The sequence below is a fragment of the Microbacterium sp. NPDC079176 genome, from assembly GCF_040686675.1.
In the GTDB taxonomy this organism is placed as follows: domain Bacteria; phylum Actinomycetota; class Actinomycetes; order Actinomycetales; family Microbacteriaceae; genus Microbacterium.
This window is the reverse complement of sequence record NZ_JBFBLM010000004.1, coordinates 36,145-52,072: the sequence shown is the minus strand read 5'-3', so window position 1 is coordinate 52,072 and position 15,928 is coordinate 36,145. Positions and strand designations below refer to the sequence as shown.

The window sequence follows — 15,928 nt, the reverse complement described above, 5'->3', positions numbered from 1 at the left end:
ACGCCGCCCGTGCCCCGGACGGGTGACGTGTCTCGACGAGCCGCCTCCGGAGGCCGACGACGCTTACTCGACGGTGACGGACTTGGCGAGGTTGCGCGGCTGGTCGACGTCGAGCCCCTTGGCCGTGGCGAGCGCCATCGCGAAGATCTGCAGCGGGACGACAGCGAGCAGCGGCTCGAACATCGCGCCGGCGAGCGGGATGCGGATGACTTCGTCGGCGAACGGCAGCACGGCCGCATCGCCCTCTTCCGCCACCACGATCACTCGAGCTCCGCGAGCGCGGATCTCCTGGATGTTCGAGACGACCTTGGAGTGGACCACAGCCGAGTGCCGAGGCGACGGCACTAGCACGAAGACGGGCTGTCCGGGCTCGATCAGCGCGATCGGGCCGTGCTTCAGCTCGCCGGCGGCGAAGCCCTCCGCGTGGATGTACGAGATCTCCTTGAGCTTCAACGCGCCTTCGAGTGCGATCGGGAAGCCCACGTGACGACCGAGGAACAGCACCGAACGAGTGTCGGCCATCCAGCTCGCGAGCTGGGTGACATGCTCCTGCTCGCTCTCGAGGACCTTGGCGATCTTCTCGGGAAGGGCGGTGAGCTCGGCGACGTCGACCGACGCGTCCTGGACGGAGCCGCGCACGCGCCCCACGTGCAGGCCGAGCAGCAGCAGAGCGGTGATCTGCGCGGAGAAGGCTTTCGTCGACGCCACTGCGACCTCAGGGCCGGCGTGGGTGTAGACCACCGCATCGGACTCGCGAGGGATCGTCGCACCCTGCGTGTTGCAGATGGAGAGGGTGCGCGCGCCGCGCTCCCTCGCGTACTTGACGGCCATCAACGTGTCCATCGTCTCGCCGGACTGGCTGATCGAGATCACGAGTGTGTCGTCGCCGATCACCGGGTCGCGGTAACGGAACTCGTGCGCGAGCTCGACGTCGACGGGGACCCGCGCCCACTGCTCGATCGCGTACTTGCCGACGAGCGCCGAGTACGCGGCCGTACCGCAGGCGGTGATGATGATGCGGTTGATGCCGAGGAACAGGTCGTCGAGCCCGTCGAGCTCGGGGATCACGACCTGGTCGCCCTGGATGCGGCCACGGATCGTGTTGGCGACCGCCTCGGGCTGCTCGGCGACCTCCTTGGCCATGAAGCTCGACCAGCCGCCCTTCTCGGCGGCGGCGGCGTCCCACGAGACGTCGAACGGCTCGGCCTCGACAGGCGTGCCGGCGAAGTCGGTGACGGTGACGGCGTCCGGGGTGATCGAGACGATCTGGTCCTGGCCGATGGCCAGTGCCTTGCGGGTGTGCTCGATGAACGCGGCGACGTCGGAACCGAGGAAGTTCTCACCCTCACCGAGGCCGATCACCAGGGGCGAGTTGCGGCGAGCGCCCACGACCAGGCCCGGGTGGTCCTGATGCATCGCGAGCAGGGTGAAAGCGCCCTCGAGGCGGTTGACGACGGCGCGGAACGCGCCCTGCAGGTCTCCGCCGTTGTTGCGGTACTCGCGGCCGAGCAGCGCGGCAGCGACCTCGGTGTCGGTCTCGCTGCGGAAGCTGACGCCATCGGCGAGCAGCTCGTCGCGGAGCGAGGCGAAGTTCTCGATGATGCCGTTGTGGATCACGGCGAGCTTGTCGTCATCGGCGAGATGCGGGTGCGCATTCTCGTCGGTGGGCCCACCGTGGGTGGCCCAGCGGGTATGCCCGATGCCCGTGTTGCCGTCCGAAAGCTCGGCATCCTTCAGCGAATCGCGCAGCATGGCGAGCTTTCCCGCCTTCTTGCGCATCCCGAGGGCACCGTCTCCGTCGATGACGGCGACACCCGCGGAGTCATACCCGCGGTACTCGAGACGGGCGAGGCCTGCGAGCAGGATGTCCTGGCTGGGCCGCGGGCCCACGTATCCGACGATTCCACACATGTCGTCAAGAATAAGGCGGGCCTTTTGCGAAGGTTCCGAACGAAATAGCCGACCGGTCAGAGCTTCCGCAGGAGCACGCTGTCGACGCTGTGGTCGACGCCCTTGTTGAGCACGAGACGCGCGCGATGCTTGGTCGGCATCACGTTCTCGACCAGGTTCGGCATGTTGATCTCGTTCCAATAGCCGAGAGCCGTCGTGATCGCCTCGTCATCGGTCAGGTGGGCGAAGACGTTGAAGTAGGACGAGGGATTCGAGAACGCGCCCTGGCGCAGTGCGAGGAACCGATCGACGTACCACTTCTCGATGTGCGAGGTGTCGGCGTCGACGAAGATCGAGAAGTCGAAGAGGTCGCTGACGGCCACGTCATTGGGGGCGGGCGGCGGCTGGAGGACGTTCAGGCCCTCGACGATCACGACGTCGGGGCGACGGACGACCACATGGGCGTCGGGGACGATGTCGTAGCGCATGTGCGAGTAGAACGGCGCCCGCACCTCTGCCGCACCGCTCTTCACCTCGGTGAGGAACTCGAGCAGCGCCCTCCGGTCGTAGGACTCCGGAAAACCCTTGCGCTCCATCAGGCCCCTGCGCTCGAGCTCGGCATTCGAATACAGGAACCCGTCCGTCGTCACGAGCTCGACGCGAGGGGTGCCCGGCCAGCGGCTCATCAGCTCGCGCAGCAGACGGGCGATCGTCGACTTGCCGACGGCGACCGAGCCGGCGACTCCGACCACGAACGGGGTCGTGGAATCGTCCTCCTGAAGGAACGAGCTGGTCGCGGCGCCCAGCCGCTTGGTGGCCGTCGCGTAGAGGCTCAGCAGTCGACTGAGCGGCAGATAGACCTCGCGCACCTCGGCGAGGTCGAGCCGGTCGCCGATGCCCCGGAGTTCGACGACCTCGGTCTCGGTGAGCGGCTGGTCGAGTCCCGCCGCCAATCGCGCCCATTCATCGCGCCCGATCTCGCGATACGGAGACAGCGGCAGCGTGGGGTCGGCGGTGGTCACGGATACATCGTAACGGCGCACGAGTAGTCTCTATCCGTGCGCCTGGGAGTACTCGACATCGGTTCCAACACCGTCCACATGCTCGCCGCCGACGTCCGCCCCGGCGGCAGGCCGCTGGCGACCACCAGCGACCGCACCGTCCTGCGCCTGATGCGCTACCTCACGGATGACGGATCAATCTCGGAAGAGGGGGTGCGCGCACTCGAAGCGGCCGTGGCCCAGGCGCGCGCGGTCGCGGAAGCCGAGCGGGTCGATGAGCTGCTCGCCACCGCGACGAGTGCGGTGCGCGACGCCCGGAACGGCGCCGACGTGATCGCCCGCATCGAAGCCGCCCTCGGCCAGCCTCTGCAGGTGCTCGATGGAGAGACCGAGGCCGAACTCACCTTCCTCGCCGTTCGGCGCTGGTTCGGCTGGTCGGCCGGCCAGCTCCTTCTCCTCGACATCGGCGGCGGATCGCTCGAGGTCGCGGCGGGCGGTGACGAGCTTCCCGACGCCGCGGCATCCGTCCCACTCGGAGCCGGTCGGATGACCGTGCAGTTCCTTCCGCAGGACCCGCCGGGCGAAGACGACGTCGAGCGGCTTCGCGAGCACGCGAGCGCCACCCTTGCCGAGGTGCTTCCCCGATTCACCGCGCTCCCGCGGCCCGATCACGTCGTCGGCTCCTCGAAGGCGATCCGATCTCTGGCTCGACTGGCCGGCTATCCGGTTCCCGGATGGTCGGGGATCCAGCGCATGGTGTTGCCGCGAGCAGCGCTGGGATCGTGGATCCCTCGACTCGCTCGCCTGCCCGCATCCGCGCGGCAGGAGCTGCCCGGGATCACGGCGGATCGCACGTTCCAGATCGTCGCCGCCGCCGTATCGCTGCACACGGCAATGACGGCGCTCGACGTCGACGAGCTCGAAGTATCGCCGTGGGCGCTGCGCGAGGGCGTGCTGCTGAGATACATCGAGCAGTTGAACTGGAGCGCGCCGCGCGACTGACCAGGGGTCGGTGCCGCACGGCGCGCTCGACGGTTCAGAGGGAGAGGCGCTCCCGCACCACATCGACGAGGCGGTCCGCGTACGACTGCGCGGATTCCGCATCCGGCGCCTCGACCATGACTCGGACGAGCGCCTCGGTGCCCGACTTGCGCAGGAGCACCCGGCCCGTCTCGCCGAGATCGGCTGCGACCTCGCGAACGGCCTGCTGCACGACGGCATCGGACTCGAGCGCGTCCTTGTCGACGTCGCGGACGTTGATCAGCACCTGCGGGTAGACGGTCATCACGCTCGCGAGCTCGGCGATCGTCTTGTTCTGGCGCGCCATCTCGGCGACGAGGTGGAGCCCTGTGAGCAGACCGTCACCGGTGGTCGCGAACTCGCTCATGATGACGTGTCCGGACTGCTCTCCGCCCAGGGCGTAGCCGCCCCGGTTCATGTCCTCGAGGACGTAGCGGTCGCCCACCGCGGTCTGTCGAACCGTGATCCCCTGCTCGCGCATGGCGATGTGCAGACCGAGATTGCTCATCACGGTGGCGACGAGGGTGTCGTCGGTGAGGTGACCGCGTTCCTTCATCGCGACCGCGAGGATCGCCATGATCTGATCGCCGTCGATGACGTTGCCCTGAGCGTCGACAGCCAGGCATCGATCGGCATCGCCGTCATGCGCGATCCCGATGTCGGCACCGAGACGGACGACAGCCTCGGCGAGCTGGTCGAGGTGCGTCGAACCGACGCCGTCGTTGATGTTCCAGCCGTCCGGATCGGCACCGATCACGGTGACATCGGCCCCGGCATCGCGGAAGGTCTCCGGCGAGACGCCGGATGCGGCGCCGTGGGCGCAGTCGAGCACGACCTTGATGCCGTTGAGCCGGTTCGGCAGCGAGCCGAGCAGGTGGACGACGTAGCGGTCTTCGGCGTCGGAGAATCGGATGATCCTGCCCACGCCGGCACCGGTAGGACGCAGCTTCTCGCCGGCCATGGCCTCTTCGATCCGCTGCTCGACGACATCGGGCAGTTTCACGCCGCCGCGGGCGAAGATCTTGATCCCGTTGTCGGGGGCCGCGTTGTGCGAGGCCGAGATCATCACACCGAAGTCGGCGTCGCGGTCGGCGACGAGGAACGCGAGAGCCGGCGTCGGGATCACTCCGGCCTCGAGCACGTCGACGCCGGAGGATGCGAGTCCTGCGGAGACGGCAGCGGTCAGGAAGTGACCAGAGACCCGGGGGTCGCGGGCCACGACTGCAGTGAGTCGCTTGCCTTCGGCTTTACGAGCCTCCGCAGTACGGCCCTGGCCCAGGACGACAGCAGTCGCCTGGGCCAGGGTGAGCGCGAGGTCGGCGGTGAGGATGCCATTGGCAAGCCCTCGCACGCCGTCCGTGCCAAAGATCGGCATCGGAGCGGTGGACCTTAACGCTTCGAGTACTGAGGCGCCTTGCGGGCCTTCTTGAGTCCAGCCTTCTTGCGCTCCTTGACGCGAGCATCGCGCGACAGGAAGCCGGCCTTCTTCAGGGTCGGACGGTTGTTCTCCTCGTCGATGCCGTTGAGCGAACGAGCGATGCCGAGACGCAGTGCACCGGCCTGGCCCGAGGGGCCACCGCCCGAGATGCGCGCGATGACGTCGTAGCCGCCGGCGAGGTTGAGGATGGTGAACGGGTCGTTGATCAGCTGCTGGTGCAGCTTGTTCGGGAAGTAGTCCTCGAGCGTGCGGCCGTTGACCGTGATCGTTCCCGAGCCGGGGACGAGACGCACGCGGGCGATGGCCTGCTTGCGACGGCCGACAGCGGCACCCGGGACGCTCAGCACGGGGCGGGGAGCCGCCTCGACTGCGTCGGTCTCGGGAGTCGACGTCGAGAAGTTCTGGGGGTTTTCGGTGGTGTCCTGGATGTCAGCCACGAGTATGTCCTTAAGTCTTTACGGCGCTTACTGGGCGACCTGGTCGAGGGTGTACGTCTTCGGCTGCTGAGCGGCGTGCGGGTGCTCTCCACCGACGTAGACCTTGAGCTTCGACAGCTGCTGACGGCCGATGCTGTTCTTGGGGAGCATGCCACGGATGGCCTTCTCGACAGCACGGACCGGGTTCTTCTCCATGAGCTCGGCGTAGGTGACCGACTTCAGGCCGCCCGGGTAACCCGAGTGGCGGTAAGCCAGCTTCTTCTGGAGCTTCTGACCGGTGAGCGCGACCTTGTCGGCGTTCACGATGATGACGAAGTCACCCGAGTCGATGTGGTTGGCGAAGGTGGGCTTGTGCTTGCCACGCAGGAGCGTAGCGGCGTGCGAGGCCAGACGGCCGAGAACGACGTCAGTGGCGTCGATGACGACCCAGTCACGCTGGACCTCGCCGGCCTTAGGGGTGTAAGTGCGCGTCACGATAGTGCTGCTTTCTTGTTCGAACGGAGAAGTTCGTGAATCCCACTCCGGGGTGGTTCTTCCCTACAGGGAGGAACACGCCAGTGGAGGGCTCACGTTCGTGGCACTCGGCAGTCGAGTACCAAAGTGACAGCTTACGTCATTCCGAGCGTTCTCCCAAACCGGGCCGGTCGGCGGTCAGTCGAAGCGGGTGGTCACCAGGATCGGACGGTGGTCGCTCATCCCCTGCGGGAGCGTGGTGACCCGCTGGATCTCGAAGCCGACAGAGGTGGCGAAGTCGTAGTGGCCGCGGAACACGCGGTACCGGGTGTAGGTGTGATCGTCGCTCAGTGTCAGCGCGTATCCGTGTTCGCGGATCGTCTGACCGAGGTTCTCCTTGAACACGGGGTAGTTGTAGTCGCCGACCATCAGCTGCGGCAGTCCCTCGCCGAGCGTCGCCAGCTCGGTGAGCGCCGCCCGGATCTGATGCCGCCGCAGGGAGTTCAGGGCCGTGAGCGGCGCCGCATGGAACGACGCGGCGATGAACTCGCGCCCCGCGTCGATGTCCCGCAGCCGTGCGCCCAGGACCCGCTCGTGCGCGGGCTTGGCGATGCGGTCGTGCAGCGACTTCTTCAGCTCGATCGTGCGGATGCCCTGCAGGTGGAACTCGCTCGCGCGATAGAACATCGCGAGTCCCAGCCGGTTGCCCTGTGTCGCATCCGCGAGGGTGAGGTCTCCGATGGTCTCCGGCAGGTCCGCGACATCGCACTCCTGCAGGCACAGGATGTCAGGATCGTGCGTCGAGGCCAGCGCCGCGAGCTCTCCTGCGGCGCGGTGCTTCTGCAAGTTGTACGAGATGACCTTCATCGCACTTCACGGTAGTGCGTCAGTCTTGGATTCCGGTGGCAATCGCCCGCCCTCGCGTCGTCGCGTCGTCGCGTCGCCGCGGCGTCCGACGTCGCCGGGGAACAGTGCATCCCGCGCGAGCTGGCGCTCTCTGCGACGTCGGCGCGAATCCGCCCAGCCGATGACGAAGCCCGAGGCGATCAGCACGACGGCGGCGACGAGGGGCCACCGTGCGTCCATCGCCGTCCAGTCCGCCCAGATCGCGCCGGTGCCCACGATGAGAGCACCCGCCCCGACCACGGACAGACCGATCTGCAGCCGGACCATCGACCGATTGCCCGCGAGCAGGGACTCGACCAGGCTCGTGTCGACGCGACGCGGCACGCCGTCAGAGACCCACCGCACCAGCGCGCGCTCGCGCGAGAACTGCAGGACGACTCCCCCGAGCCAGGCGACGATGCCGAGGGCGGCGCACATCGCGATCGCTGCGCCGCTGGTCAGGCTCAGCACATCGATGCCGTTCTCGATGGGCTCGTCCCAGTAGACCGGGTCGCAGGTGCGGCACTGCTGTCGCATGAACACCGACAGCATGAAGGCCGCGAGCGAGAGGAGCGTCGCCGTCAGCAGGATCTTCGCGATCCGGCCGACCGTCCGCGCGCTCGGCACCGCGAGCCAGCGGGGCACGACGGTGCGCATCGCCGCGTCCCTGCGGTCGGCGTCGCGCCTTTCCGCGAGCGGCACCAGCCGCTTCCACCGGCTCCACTGCGTGCTCATCCGCGGCCCAACGCGCTCGACGGCTCGTCGCCCGAGTCGTCGCACCGCCGCGGCGCCGGCGGCCAGCACGGCGATGACGAGGAGCGCGACCCAGCTCACCGCATCCTCACGGAGATCTTCCGTGAAGAGCACCCCCAGCGCCAAGAGGGCGCCGAGTCCGACCACGCACCAGAACATCACCGTGCCGGTCTTCTGCAGGAGTGCGGCCGGTGACGCCTGCAGCGTCTGGCGCAGGGAGTGCTGCGGCACGGCATCCGGGTTCTCGAGCGCAGCGGCTTCGACGGCGCGCAGTGCCGCGAAGCGTTCGGCGACCACGACGACGGGGACGAGGGCTGCCAGCAGCGCAGCCGCGAGCAGGAAGACGCCCATGCTCGCTCGGAACAGAGGGTCGAGGTCGATCTGCCAGTACACGGACGACAGCGCCTCCTCCCCCACGATGCCGACCACGATGATGCCGACGAACGTGTAGAGCGTGCCGACGATCAGCCCGATGCAGGTGTCGACCAGCGCTCGCCAGAACGCCCAGCCCGGGGAGGTGACTTCGACGAACATCGCAGCCCGCCGACTCATGCGCTCGTGCCGTCACGACGGGCGCGCGTCTGCTCCGCCCTGGTCGACAGCAGATCGTCGGCGGGATAGCCGACCTCGGTGAGCGTGAGTCCCCGCGCCGCCAGGACCTTGAACTCGCTGGTGCGGGTGAGCGCGTCGCGCAGCACGACCAGATCGTCGATGTCGAGACGCCCTTCCCCCACGGCGACACACGCGCCCACGAGGGCCCGCACCATGCTGTGGCAGAACGCGTCGGCCTTCACCTCGGCGACCAGCACACCCTCGGCGTCCCTCGACCAGCGGTAGTCGAGGAGCGTCCGGATCGTCGTGGCCTCCTCGCGAGGTTTGCAGTAGGCCGCGAAATCGTGGAGTCCGATGAGCGTCCGCGCCGCGGCATCCATCGCCTGGTCGTCGAGAACGCCGCGGTGCGCGGTCGTGTCGTGGCGCCGAAGAGGGTCGTACCCCGCCGTCGAGTCGGCGAGACGGTAGCGGTAACGCCGCCAGACCGCAGAGAATCGGGCGTCGAATCCAGCGGGAGCGATGGACGAGCGCGTGACGGTCGCATCAGGGTAGGCGCCGAGCACTCCCCTCATCCGTCGCGCGATCGACGCCGCAGGGTCCTGCGGCGCACGACCCTGACGCGACTCGATGCGGGCCCACTGCTCCTCGTCGAGGTCGACGTGCGCGACCTGACCCAGGGCGTGGACCCCGGCATCCGTGCGTCCTGCGACGACGAACTGCACCTCGGAGCCGACGATGCGAGCAAGCGCGGCCTCGAGAGTCCCCTGCACTGTGCGCAGGGTGGGCTGCTTGGCCCACCCGCGGAAGTGGGTGCCGTCGTAGGCGATGTCGAGCCGGATGCGCACGGATAAAGCCTAGGGCGTACCCGCGCGCGATCCGGCTCGGACAGGATGCCGCAGCTCAGATGCCGCCGTCGATCGAGCGGATCAGGCCCGGCTCGTCGGGCACCATCACCTGGGTGTCGCGGTTGAGGCTCTCGCCGCGGAAGAACCTCTTCGACCGCGGGAACAGGTACCAGACGAACATGAGCACGAGGCCGAACGCGAGCGCTCCGATGCCGATCACGAAGGTGCCGCCGATGCCGAAGAGCACCGTGTAGCCGTAGTCCACGTCCCACATGTCGATCGCCGACTGCACGAAGGCCCAGGTGAGCATGGCCGCGCCCAGCACCGGGAACAGCCCCTTGAAGAGGAAGTCGCGCGCCGAGCGGGTGAGGTCCTTGCGGAAGTACCAGGCGCAGGCGAACCCGGTGATGGCGTAGTAGAACGCGATCGCCAGACCGAGCGACAGGATCGAGTCCTGGAGGATGTCGTCGCTGATCAGGGTCATGCCGATGTAGTACGCGATGGCCACGACCCCCATGACGATGGTCGAGAAGGACGGAGTCTTGTAGGTCGGGTGCACGTCCTTGAACTTCGCCGGCAGAGCGCGGTAGACGCCCATCGCGAGGGTGCCGCGGGCGGTGGGGAGGATCGTGGTCTGCGTCGACGAGATGGCCGAGAGCACGACGGCGACCACGAGCACCCAGCCGAACGGGCCGAGCAGGCCGTCCTTGATCGCCAGGAAGAAGTCGTCGGCGTTGGCCTCGTTGCCGAGCCCGGTGCCCTCCGACCCGAGACCGGCGTACATCATCGCGGCGATCGTGACGCCGACGTAGGTGACGAGGAGGATGACGGTCGTCAGCAGCGCCGCGCGACCGGGGATCTTCTTGGGATCCTTGGTCTCCTCGTTGAGCGCGAGGCACGTGTCCCAGCCCCAGTAGATGAAGAGAGCGAGCAGGATCGACTCGGTGAATCCGGGCCAGCTGGTGAACGCGAACGGGTTCAGCCATTCCATCTCGAACGGCGTCGGGTTCGGGGCGGTACCCGCGAAGAACTGCCAGAGAGCGGCGACGACGAAGATCGCCAGGGCGAGGTACTGGATGCCCAGCAGAACGTTCTGGATGCGCTCACCGATCTCGACGCCGCGCCAGCTGACCCAGGTCATCGCGGCGATGAACAGCACAGCGACGAGGACGATCCGCCAGTCGTTGTTCTCGAGATCGAACCCGATCAGGGACCAGAAGTAGACCGATGCGATCTGGGCGAGGTTGGCGAGCACCACCATGCCGGCGACTGCGACACCCCAGCCGCCCATCCAGCCGACCCAGGGACCGAACGCCTTCGTCCCCCACGTGAACGTGGTGCCGCAGTCGGGGACAGCGTTGTTCAGCTCACGGTAGGCGAAGGCGATCAGCAGCATCGGCACGAACGCGATGATGAACGCGATCGGTGCCTGAGCTCCGACGGCCAGCACCACATAGCCGAGCGTCGCGACGAGTGAGTAGACGGGGGCCGTCGAGGCCAGGCCGATGACGGTCGAGCCCCACAGACCGAGGGTGCCGGCGGCCAGGCCCTTGCCGTCGGGGCGTTCGAGATGGATCGGCGTCGTAGCTGACATGCTCAGAACATACGGGTACCGCGTATATCGCGTCAATCCTTTTCTTATACCGACGGATTCCGTGGGCGTCTGCGCAACTGAGCGACGGAATCAGTCGAGTGAGTCACGAACGATCATTCCGTCGGCGTGGTCGGCGACCCACTCGACGAGCGGCAGCATCCGCCCCATGAGATCCCGCCCGAGAGGAGTCAGGCTGTACTCGACGTGCGGAGGCACCGTCGGGAAGGACTCCCGACGCACCAGCCCGTCGTCGGCGAGGGTTCGCAGGGTCGAGGCGAGCATCTTCTCGCTGATGCCGCCGACCTCGCGGCGCAGTTCGCCCCAGCGATGGGTGCCGTCGGAGAGGGACGAGAGCACGAGCACGCCCCACTTGCTCATCACGTGGTCGAGGATGACGCGGGTGCTGCATCCCGGCTCGAAGATCTGCGGAGTCGACTCACGGATCTGTGCATAACTAACCGTCATGTAGGTACCTTACTTCAAAGTGGGTACCCGCAGTATGGAATGTTCCGACACGGTGGCCAGGTTATCGCCTCTGTCACCTACGAAAGGACACCCCATGACCATCCTCGTCACCGGTGCGACCGGCAACCTCGGACGCCTCGTCATCGCCAGCCTCCTCGAGCGCGGCGCCGACCCGCAGTCGATCATCGCCGGCGCCCGCGATGTCGCGAAGGCCGAGGATCTCGGCGTGCGGGTCGCGCGGCTCGACTACACCGACCCCTCCTCCGTCACCTCCGCCCTCGAGGGCGTGGACAGCGTCCTGCTGATCTCGGGTTCCGAGGTCGGGCAGCGCGTCGCGCAGCACCAGGCGGTCATCGACGCCGCCCGGTCCGCCGGTGTCACGAAGTTCGTCTACACCAGCGCTCCGAAGGCCACGACGAGCGATCTCGTGCTCGCCCCCGAACACAAGGCCACCGAGGAGCTCATCACGGCGTCCGGTCTCCCGGCAGTCATCCTGCGCAACAACTGGTACACCGAGAACTACGCCGCTGACCTCGCCCGTGCAGCCGAGACCGGAGTGCTCGCCTCCGGAGCCGGCGACGGCCGCGTCGCGTCGGCCAGCCGCAAGGACTTCGCCGAGGCCGCAGCCGTCGTGCTGCTCGAAGACGGTCACATCGGGCAGGTGTATGAACTCGGCGGCGACGTCGCGTGGGACTACACCCAGCTCGCAGCCGCGATCGCGGAGGTCTCCGGCCGCGACGTGACCTATCAGCCGCTCACGGCCGACGAGCAGCTCGCCGGACTCCAGGCGGCCGGTCTCGACGAGGGCACGGCGGGCTTCGTCGTCGCTCTGGATGCCGGCATCGCGTCGGGCGCGCTCTCCGAGTCGGACGGCACGCTCGCGCGGCTCATCGGCCGTCCCACGACGCCTCTCGTCGAGGGCCTGCGCGCCATCGCCTGATCCGCCGTTCGGCATCCGGCCGGCCGCCCCACCAGGAGGCGCCGATCCTCACCCAGGATCGGCGCCTCAGCGCGCTCACGCGGACTCAGTCCGACGATGCCTCCCGAGGATGGACATACGCGATCGTGAGCACGATCTCGACGGGCCCCAGCCCGTCCTCCGCCAGGACCTTCCCCAAGGCCCCGCGGACGTCCTGCAGCAGCTCGACGGCACTCGCCGAGTACTCGATGCCGAGCGACGCCTCGACCACGACGCCCTCGTCGGCGACGCGAACCGCCACGAGCGGCTCGTCGACCCGGCTGATGCCGATCGCGACCGCACCTTCTCCGACGAGATTCGACACCAGTGAGCCCGCCCGGTAGACGCTGCGCACACCCGGCGTGGCCAGCACGGCCGCCTCGATCCTCTCAGCGAGTCCCGTGGGATCGGTAACGCTCATGGTGTCTCCTCCGCCGCGCTGCTGATTCTCTGGATGTCCCGCACGGTGACGTCGATCGCAGTCACCGTGAGGGACGTCTGCCGCCGCAGACGCTCGGCGACCTCTTCGCGGAGCCGGTCCACCGCCTGCGGGATCGACTCGCCGTAGACGGCGTTGACCTCGATCGTGATGCGGATCGGCTCGCCCACGGCGGTGACGTCGCCGTCGAGTGTCGACCGGCCGACCAGAATGCCGGGCACAGCGTTCTCCGCCGAGCGGATGAGGCCCCGGACGGCACCCTCGGTGATTCCGAAGTCGACCGCGGGGTCGGTCTCTGCGAACGGGATCCGACGCCCGGCGCGGGCGTCCAGGGCGATGCCCGAGAGGATGCGATCGACCCAGCTGTCATCGACCTCGGGCATGGCGGCGGCATCGGCGTCGATCAGCTGACCGCCGAGGCCGTGCAGCCGCTCGAGTGCGTCGAGAGCGAGCTGGCATCCCGGCGAGCCCTCGATCGACGGGTCGAGGGGAACCCTCCCTGCTTCGAGATAGTCGCTCAGCTCTTCGAGCGTGTGCCCGTCGAGATCGCCCGGTTCGAGACCGAGCTGACGGACATCGGGGGTCGCCTGATCATCGCTCATCGCCAGGCCTCCATTCGCACGATCATGAATTTGCGGGCTCTGGCGAGAAGGCCACGCGCCGTCGACACCGATATGTCGAGCTCGGCGGCGATCTCGTCGTACGAGTACCCGCCCATCTCCCTGAGCACCCAGCACTCCCGCTGGGCGGCCGGCAGCTCCTGCAACGCCGCCCCCAGCGCCTCGATCCCCGCGCGGGCCTCGACGACGCGCGCCGGAGCACCCTGCGGCGGCGCGGCCTGCTCCACGTCGTCGACGTCGATCATCGGTCGCAGTGCGCGGATGCGATCCACCGCCTTGCGGCTCACGATGCGCATCAGCCAGCTCTTGACCTTCGCGGGGTCGTCCAGTTCGGAGAACCGCTGCCACGCGGTCACGAACGTCTCCTGGACGATGTCGTCGACATCGGCCGAGGCGTTCAGCATCCGCTGCGTGTACGCGCGCATCATCGGCGTGTACCTGCGCACCAGCACCGCGAATGCGGCGACGTCCCCATCCATCGCCCGACCGGCGACGATCCGGTCGTCGGCCTGCTCGAGTGCAGAGCGAAAGCGTTCCCCAGCCATGCGTCGACTCCCTTTTCCATTCCCCCGAATAGATTCGGAGCGGACCCGTGATCGGATCGGATCATCGACCCGATCACGAGGTCACGAGGTCACGAGATGCTGATCCGATCACTCGTTCGCATCTCGATGGATCACAGGACACGCGTCTCCACGGCGTCGTCGGCGGCGGCGCCGTCGTCGTCCGACGCGTCATCGGAGGGGATGTGGACGTCGTTGATGGTGACGTTGACCTCGACCGCCTGCTTGCCGACGAACTCGCTCATCGCGACGGAGATCGCCGCGCGGACATCGTCCGCGACCTTCTGCAACGACGCCGGGTACTCGGCGACGATCGTCACGTCGACCGCGACCTGCGTCTCGCCCACTTCGACGCTGACACCCTGGGTCAGGTCGGTGGAGTTGAGAGCATCACGGATGGCTCCGACGGCGCGAGCGGCTCCGCCACCGAGAGCGTACACACCGGGAACCTCGCGAGCCGCGATTCCCGCGATCTTCGCGACCACGCCGTTCTCGATGATCGTCGCACCCGTCGAGGCGACGGTCGAACCTGCCGGGGCGACCTGGACCTTGGGCTGCTGTGCGTTCGAGACGTTCGCCATCATGTGCTCCTTCGTCAGTGTGTTCCGATCCCCTGCGGGGAGGGCCGCAGTGCAGCGACACCACTAAGACGGATGCTACGAACGATTCGTCACAAATTGGTCGTCATTCATGACGGAGGCCGCTCCCCGACGGGGAGCGGCCTCCGCTGAGAGGGGACGTCAGCGAGCCGTGCGGGCGAATGCGACGGATGCCAGCGCCGCAGCCTGGTCGCCGAGCACCGCGTCGTCGAACAGCACCCTCGGCGAGTGGTTCCACTCGATCGTGCTCGGGTCCGCGTCGGGCGGCGAGGTCATCAGCGCGATGAACGTGCCGGGCACCTCGTCGAGGACGAAGGCGAAGTCCTCTGATCCCATCATCGGCGTCGGCATGATGACGACGCGCTGCTCGCCGAAGACACCCTGCAGCACGTCGACGGTCTCGGCCGTCTCTGCGGGGTCGTTCACGGTCACCGGATACATCGTGTCGAAGCGCACGTCGGCGGTGAGGCCGTGCGCGGCCGCCACCCCCTCGATCACCCGAGGCAGCCCCTCCTGGAGGGTCGCGAGCGACGCGGGCGACATGTTGCGGACGGTCGCAGCGAGCTCGACCTGCTCGGGGATGACGTTGACCGCTCCCTCACCCGTCGAGAGCCGGGTCACCGACAGCACCACGGGATCGAAGGCATCGAACCGCCGCGTCACGAAGCTCTGGAGCGCCAGCACGATCTCGGCCGCGGCGGGCACCGGATCGAGCGTCTGATGAGGCTGCGAACCGTGCCCTCCCCTGCCGTCGACCGTGACGAAGAGCTGGTTGGATCCTGCGGCCACCGCTCCGCTCCTCGTCGCGAAGAGGCCGCGCGGACCGGGTGCGACATGGATCGCATACGCGGCGACCGGACGTTCACCGGCCGCGTCGAGCAGCCCCTCCTCGATCATGACCTTCGCGCCCCCGTGTCCCTCCTCCCCCGGCTGGAACATGAAGATCACCGAGCCGTGCAGCTCGTCGCGTCTCTCCGAGAGAAGCCTCGCCGCGCCCACGAGGCCCGCGGTGTGCAGGTCGTGCCCGCACGCGTGCATGGTGCCGTTGGTGGAGGCGAACTCCAGACCGGTCGTCTCCTCGATCGGCAGGGCGTCCATGTCACCGCGCAGCAGCACCGCGGGCCCCGGCCGCCCTCCGCGCAGAACCGCCACGACCGAGGTGGTGCGCGTGCCGGTGGTGATCTCGAGGGGCAGTCCTTCGAGCGCGTCGAGAACCTTCTGCTGCGTGCGCGGCAGGTCGAGTCCGAGCTCGGGGTCGGCGTGCAGAGCTCGTCGCAGGGCGACCAGGTCAGGCAGGATCGCGACGGCATCGGCCGCGAAATCGGGGGCGCTCACGAGTGGGCCTTTCGTGCGGAGGAGTCGGTGAGGCGCGGCATCCGCATGAATGCGAGCGCGAGGGCGGAGATGATGAACGCG

At 68.0% G+C, this 15,928-nt stretch carries 17 protein-coding genes; 2 read left to right on the top strand and 15 right to left on the bottom strand.

Features of this window, described 5'->3' with window-relative positions; all coding sequences use genetic code 11:
- Positions 1-63: 63 nt before the first annotated feature.
- Together glmS and coaA are read right to left on the bottom strand one after the other, a co-directional pair.
- Positions 64-1,911 (bottom strand): glutamine--fructose-6-phosphate transaminase (isomerizing), encoded by a 1,848-nt coding sequence (glmS, locus tag AB0P11_RS10720; RefSeq protein WP_363521863.1) that lies wholly within the window; start codon positions 1,909-1,911, stop codon positions 64-66.
- A gap of 56 nt (positions 1,912-1,967) precedes the next feature.
- Positions 1,968-2,912: a type I pantothenate kinase gene (gene coaA / locus AB0P11_RS10715; protein WP_363521860.1), complete on the bottom strand. Its 945-nt coding sequence runs from the start codon at positions 2,910-2,912 to the stop codon at positions 1,968-1,970.
- Between the two features lie 36 nt (positions 2,913-2,948).
- Here coaA and AB0P11_RS10710 point away from each other — a divergent pair, with 36 nt between their 5' ends.
- Positions 2,949-3,893 carry an exopolyphosphatase gene (locus tag AB0P11_RS10710; RefSeq protein ID WP_053098941.1) on the top strand — a complete coding sequence of 315 codons (945 nt, stop codon included), beginning with the start codon at positions 2,949-2,951 and terminating at the stop codon, positions 3,891-3,893.
- A 34-nt stretch (positions 3,894-3,927) separates the two neighbouring features.
- Here AB0P11_RS10710 and glmM read toward each other — a convergent pair whose 3' ends face one another.
- From glmM to AB0P11_RS10670, 8 genes are all read right to left on the bottom strand, one after another.
- Positions 3,928-5,286, bottom strand: a complete 1,359-nt coding sequence (glmM, locus tag AB0P11_RS10705) for a phosphoglucosamine mutase (RefSeq protein WP_363521857.1) — start codon at positions 5,284-5,286, stop codon at positions 3,928-3,930.
- Between the two features lie 14 nt (positions 5,287-5,300).
- The gene (rpsI, locus tag AB0P11_RS10700) at positions 5,301-5,786 is read right to left on the bottom strand and encodes a 30S ribosomal protein S9 (RefSeq protein ID WP_042539158.1); all 486 of its coding nucleotides are present in this window, start codon (positions 5,784-5,786) and stop codon (positions 5,301-5,303) included.
- A gap of 27 nt (positions 5,787-5,813) precedes the next feature.
- Positions 5,814-6,260, bottom strand: a complete 447-nt coding sequence (gene rplM, locus AB0P11_RS10695; RefSeq protein WP_045253410.1) for a 50S ribosomal protein L13 — start codon at positions 6,258-6,260, stop codon at positions 5,814-5,816.
- Between the two features lie 177 nt (positions 6,261-6,437).
- Entirely contained in the window at positions 6,438-7,106 is a 669-nt protein-coding gene (locus AB0P11_RS10690; protein WP_053098939.1) for an endonuclease/exonuclease/phosphatase family protein, read from the bottom strand.
- 6 nt (positions 7,107-7,112) lie between these two features.
- Positions 7,113-8,411, bottom strand: coding sequence for a hypothetical protein (locus AB0P11_RS10685; RefSeq protein ID WP_363521852.1), 1,299 nt, complete (start codon positions 8,409-8,411; stop codon positions 7,113-7,115).
- A gap of 14 nt (positions 8,412-8,425) precedes the next feature.
- Positions 8,426-9,274 (bottom strand): tRNA pseudouridine(38-40) synthase TruA, encoded by an 849-nt coding sequence (gene truA, locus AB0P11_RS10680; protein WP_363521849.1) that lies wholly within the window; start codon positions 9,272-9,274, stop codon positions 8,426-8,428.
- A gap of 55 nt (positions 9,275-9,329) precedes the next feature.
- Complete coding sequence (locus tag AB0P11_RS10675; RefSeq protein WP_053098936.1) at positions 9,330-10,868, bottom strand: APC family permease; 1,539 nt, start codon at positions 10,866-10,868, stop codon at positions 9,330-9,332.
- A 90-nt stretch (positions 10,869-10,958) separates the two neighbouring features.
- Positions 10,959-11,333: a helix-turn-helix domain-containing protein gene (locus tag AB0P11_RS10670; RefSeq protein WP_053098935.1), complete on the bottom strand. Its 375-nt coding sequence runs from the start codon at positions 11,331-11,333 to the stop codon at positions 10,959-10,961.
- Between the two features lie 94 nt (positions 11,334-11,427).
- Here AB0P11_RS10670 and AB0P11_RS10665 point away from each other — a divergent pair, with 94 nt between their 5' ends.
- Positions 11,428-12,273 carry an SDR family oxidoreductase gene (locus AB0P11_RS10665; RefSeq protein ID WP_056277233.1) on the top strand — a complete coding sequence of 282 codons (846 nt, stop codon included), beginning with the start codon at positions 11,428-11,430 and terminating at the stop codon, positions 12,271-12,273.
- An 85-nt stretch (positions 12,274-12,358) separates the two neighbouring features.
- On the opposite strand, the gene AB0P11_RS10660 is transcribed toward AB0P11_RS10665, so the two are convergent.
- The 5 genes from AB0P11_RS10660 to AB0P11_RS10640 form a co-directional block, all read right to left on the bottom strand.
- Positions 12,359-12,712, bottom strand: coding sequence for a hypothetical protein (locus tag AB0P11_RS10660; protein ID WP_187250043.1), 354 nt, complete (start codon positions 12,710-12,712; stop codon positions 12,359-12,361).
- Entirely contained in the window at positions 12,709-13,332 is a 624-nt protein-coding gene (locus AB0P11_RS10655; RefSeq protein WP_072590839.1) for an Asp23/Gls24 family envelope stress response protein, read from the bottom strand. Before AB0P11_RS10655 ends, AB0P11_RS10660 begins: the two co-directional genes overlap by 4 nt.
- Positions 13,329-13,895 (bottom strand): sigma-70 family RNA polymerase sigma factor, encoded by a 567-nt coding sequence (locus AB0P11_RS10650; RefSeq protein ID WP_056277222.1) that lies wholly within the window; start codon positions 13,893-13,895, stop codon positions 13,329-13,331. Before AB0P11_RS10650 ends, AB0P11_RS10655 begins: the two co-directional genes overlap by 4 nt.
- 131 nt (positions 13,896-14,026) lie before the next feature.
- Positions 14,027-14,494 (bottom strand): Asp23/Gls24 family envelope stress response protein, encoded by a 468-nt coding sequence (locus tag AB0P11_RS10645; RefSeq protein WP_082586538.1) that lies wholly within the window; start codon positions 14,492-14,494, stop codon positions 14,027-14,029.
- 159 nt (positions 14,495-14,653) lie between these two features.
- Complete coding sequence (locus AB0P11_RS10640; protein WP_053098930.1) at positions 14,654-15,847, bottom strand: M20 family metallopeptidase; 1,194 nt, start codon at positions 15,845-15,847, stop codon at positions 14,654-14,656.
- Between the last annotated feature and the right edge of the window lie 81 nt (positions 15,848-15,928).

Bases quoted from the DNA above. Each gene is read 5' to 3' on its own strand.
- glmS (WP_363521863.1), bottom strand. From the start codon at position 1,911: ATGTGTGGAATCGTCGGATACGTGGGCCCGCGGCCCAGCCAGGACATC.
- glmM (WP_363521857.1), bottom strand. From the start codon at position 5,286: ATGCCGATCTTTGGCACGGACGGCGTGCGAGGGCTTGCCAATGGCATC.
- AB0P11_RS10690 (WP_053098939.1), bottom strand. From the start codon at position 7,106: ATGAAGGTCATCTCGTACAACTTGCAGAAGCACCGCGCCGCAGGAGAG.
- AB0P11_RS10685 (WP_363521852.1), bottom strand. From the start codon at position 8,411: ATGTTCGTCGAAGTCACCTCCCCGGGCTGGGCGTTCTGGCGAGCGCTG.
- AB0P11_RS10675 (WP_053098936.1), bottom strand. From the start codon at position 10,868: ATGTCAGCTACGACGCCGATCCATCTCGAACGCCCCGACGGCAAGGGC.
- AB0P11_RS10670 (WP_053098935.1), bottom strand. From the start codon at position 11,333: ATGACGGTTAGTTATGCACAGATCCGTGAGTCGACTCCGCAGATCTTC.
- AB0P11_RS10665 (WP_056277233.1), top strand. From the start codon at position 11,428: ATGACCATCCTCGTCACCGGTGCGACCGGCAACCTCGGACGCCTCGTC.
- AB0P11_RS10660 (WP_187250043.1), bottom strand. From the start codon at position 12,712: ATGAGCGTTACCGATCCCACGGGACTCGCTGAGAGGATCGAGGCGGCC.
- AB0P11_RS10655 (WP_072590839.1), bottom strand. From the start codon at position 13,332: ATGAGCGATGATCAGGCGACCCCCGATGTCCGTCAGCTCGGTCTCGAA.
- AB0P11_RS10650 (WP_056277222.1), bottom strand. From the start codon at position 13,895: ATGGCTGGGGAACGCTTTCGCTCTGCACTCGAGCAGGCCGACGACCGG.
- AB0P11_RS10645 (WP_082586538.1), bottom strand. From the start codon at position 14,494: ATGGCGAACGTCTCGAACGCACAGCAGCCCAAGGTCCAGGTCGCCCCG.